The organism is Microcystis sp. M53603_WE2 (genome assembly GCF_030065435.1).
On record NZ_JASJFF010000630.1, the window covers coordinates 1 to 3,461 of the forward strand.

3 protein-coding genes are annotated in these 3,461 nt (G+C 41.6%); 1 reads left to right on the top strand and 2 read right to left on the bottom strand.

The features are described 5' to 3' along the window. Window positions 1-393: DUF2887 domain-containing protein (locus PX481_RS13430; RefSeq protein ID WP_288094732.1), on the bottom strand; the 393-nt coding region annotated here is incomplete at its 3' end. Window positions 394-584: 191 nt separating this feature from the next. Between PX481_RS13430 and PX481_RS13435 the strand changes: the two genes are divergently transcribed. Next, a complete protein-coding gene (locus PX481_RS13435) occupies window positions 585-2,102 on the top strand; it encodes a methyltransferase regulatory domain-containing protein (protein WP_002762546.1) in 1,518 nt (505 codons plus the stop codon). Between the two features lie 419 nt (window positions 2,103-2,521). On the opposite strand, the gene PX481_RS13440 is transcribed toward PX481_RS13435, so the two are convergent. Next, window positions 2,522-3,461: peptidylprolyl isomerase (locus tag PX481_RS13440; RefSeq protein ID WP_288094733.1), on the bottom strand; the 940-nt coding region annotated here is incomplete at its 5' end.

Sequence of the window (3,461 nt, forward strand, 5' to 3'; positions counted from 1 at the left end):
CAATTCATCGAGATAAATGCGTCTAACACTCGATAAATTGAGGATTTCGCCAAAATGTAGGGATTGTTCCCGTTCCACCCCACGATGGGGATAAATGACGACAATTTGCCAGGGGTGAGGTGGTTGATATTGTTTTAAAAATAGGAACAATTCCGCAAAAAGTCGATAGTAGAGGGTGTCGTCTGGTTGGAACTGCACTTCCACTAGGTAGAGGGGTTGCTGAATATCTTCTCTGAGTGGCATAAATAAGCCATCGAGACGGAAAGAGAGTTGTTTCACCTCTTGGGAGGTGAATTGATAGTTTGCTGCTCCCGGTTGCGGTTGTCCGATTAGGTCAAAGAAACTGTCCGGAAAACGCAGGAAGATTTGGTAAAAGAGACTGTCAGTTTTCACGAGAAATCTCGCTTCTAGGGTTTATTGGCAGTTGCCGAATTGTTTGGCTAAACGGTTAATACTCTAGTATTAATAGACATTGTATAATTTTTTCTCCTTGCTGTCACCAACAAAAATCTAGGGGACATGGCTCTTTTGCTGTATAATCAAGTCTTAATTTTAGGAATTGTCATTATATTTGAGGAAAATCTATGAGTTGGACAGAAGGATATGTATCGGAAGTTAACTACACTAGCGGCTTTTACGGCGAGTTAAGTCCCCTAAAATTAGGTTTAGCGACTCTGATTAAATCGATTCAACCCCCCGATTCTAGCCAAGAATTTACCTATTGTGAATTGGCCTGTGGTCAGGGTTTTACCACGAATATTTTAGCGGCTACCTATCCCCACGCCCAATTTTATGCCAATGATTTCAATCCTAGCCATATCGCCACAGCTAGAGATTTAGCGGCCAAGGCGGGAATGAAGAATATTCTTTTCTTTGATGATAGTTTTGAGGAATTTTTAGAGCGAGATTTACCTCAATTTGACTTCATCAGTCTGCACGGAATTTATAGCTGGATTACTGCCAGAAATCGCCAAGCAATAGTTGATTTTATTCGCCGCAATCTCAAGGTGGGGGGATTAGTTTATATCTCCTATAATGCCCTTCCGGGTTGGTCGGCGGCGATGCCGATGCAAGCTTTAATGTTACGTCATGGTCAACACAGTTCCGAGTCAATTTTAACCCGCATTGAACAGGCTCTTAATTTTACGGGAGAATTATTAGAAGCTAATGCTAGTTATTTTGTCCAAAATCCAATTTTAAAAAGTCGTTACGAGCGCCTGAAAGACCAAAATCGTTATTATTTAGCTCACGAGTATTTCAATCAGGAATGGAATTCTTTTTACTTCGATGAAGTGGCGAAAGAATTAGAGGATGCTAAACTTAAATATGTGGGTTCCGCCCATATTAATGATCATATTGATATGGTCAATCTCTCCCCAGCAGCCCAAGAAAAATTAGCAAAAATCAGCGACCCAATCTATCGGGAAGTAGTGCGAGATTTCTTCGTTAATAGCCAATTCCGTCGTGATATTTTTAGTCGAGGCTCTTTAGGTTTAACCAACCAAGAACAGCTTAAACAACTACAAGAAACCCGGTTTGCTCTACTTGTTAATCCCGCAAATATCAAGTTCGAGCAGCAGTTCCCCGTGGGAGAAGTTAAGTTACAGGAGGCAATTTATCAGCCAATTTGTCAGGTTTTGGCGGAATCTCCCCAAACTTTACTGCAACTACAAAATCACCCCAAAACCTCAAATATTAACTTAAATGGTCTTTACCAAGCTCTCGTGATTTTAACTGGTATTGGCTATATTCATCCTGCTGTGGATGAGCAAACTTGCCAACAACGGAAACCATCTACTGATGCTTTTAATAATGCAGTGAAAGCGAAAGCAGTCTATAGTGAGGAATTAAGCTTTTTAGCTTCTCCTTTGATTGGGACTGGAGTAGTGGTCAATCGTTTAGAACAATTATTCCTCTTGGCTAAATCCTCTAACCAAGATGCCGTACAATTTGTTTGGCAAATTTTGGCAAGTCAAGGCAAAAAAGTGGTTAAAGACGGGAAAACTTTGGAAACAGAGGAGGAGAATATTACTCATCTGAAAACAGTGTACGAGGAGTTTAGTAAAGAACGTTTACTAACATTGCAAAAACTAGGTATTTAGTAAATACTAAGTAAGTGATCTCATTGTAACCGGCTACTTAGATAGGTGGTGCTTTACGACGGATTTTTACTTTCTACGTTTTACTACTTAGTTGATGATAGGTGGTGCGTTACGACGGATTGTTGCCTTCAAGTCAAAGCAGTAATTTTTGCCGTCTAACGCACCCTACGTTTTACTTAGACGGATTTTTACCTTCAAGTCAAAGCAGGAATTTCTGCCGTCTAACGCACCCTACGTTTTACTTAAATGGTCGTTAACACAGTAACATCTACTAAGTGCCTTGCTTTCACTAGCGGGGAATATTGACCCCGATAATTGCCACTTTTCTGGGGTATGGGGGGAAGCACCCAGAATCTGAGATGCTTCCCCTATCTCGACTAATTTTTTGCCTTGACAAGACCTAGTTAAAAACCCCCACCCTAGCTAGGTTGCACGAGATTATTTAAGCCATAAACCACTTTAGCGGTGATAATCTTATCCTTATCGGTAAGTTCTTCTAACACCTCTTTTCCCTCGACTAAATAGCCAAAAACCGAATAACGACCATCCATGAGATTAAACCCCGGAGGAGTTAATTCATTATCGAATTTAAAGAAAAAGAATTGCGAGGAACCTCCGTTAGGATTAGTATCCGGACGCGCCAAGGCCAATGCACCGAAAGCGTTAAAAGGTAAGGCGAGACTGGGTAAGTAAATCCCTAATTCTTCGAGAGTATTGCCATAAACTGGTTCTTCTTCCCCTTTAATCAAAATTTCTAAGGGAATAGAGCGATATTGCTTAGTTTTCGGGTCAATAAATCCCTCTTCTGCACCGACGGGATCCCCAGTTTGGACAACGAAATTATCTTCGCTGCGAATGAAGGGTAAACCGTCATAAAAACCCCGTTGGACTAAATCCACAAAGTTACCCCCATTAACCGGAGCGCTGTAACCATCGACAACGATAGTTAAATCCCCTTTGGTGGTCTGCATCTCTACGGTGGCACGTCCTCGCAATTGCGGCAAGTTAGCGTATTCCGGGGGAACGTTAAAGGGAAAACCCACCACCATTAATTCTTCTAAAGCGGTGATATTATTGAGCAATTCCCGTCTGGTTGACCAAACTGCCTCTTTATCCTTCGCTTCTACGGCCGTATCGAGGGATGCCACTCCCGTTTTCAGTTTTTCGATTAATTCCTCTCCTTGGCTTTTACTTGCCTCGGGAACACTATCTAAGATAGCGTTGCTTTTGGTAGAAAGGGCATAATTGGCATCCTTGACATCTTTTTTAATCGGACTCCAACGTTTGGCCCGCAGATGTTTGGCAATATCTTCGATCGATTGTTGCACTTGACGAATTGGTTTATTATCTATGGGTAAG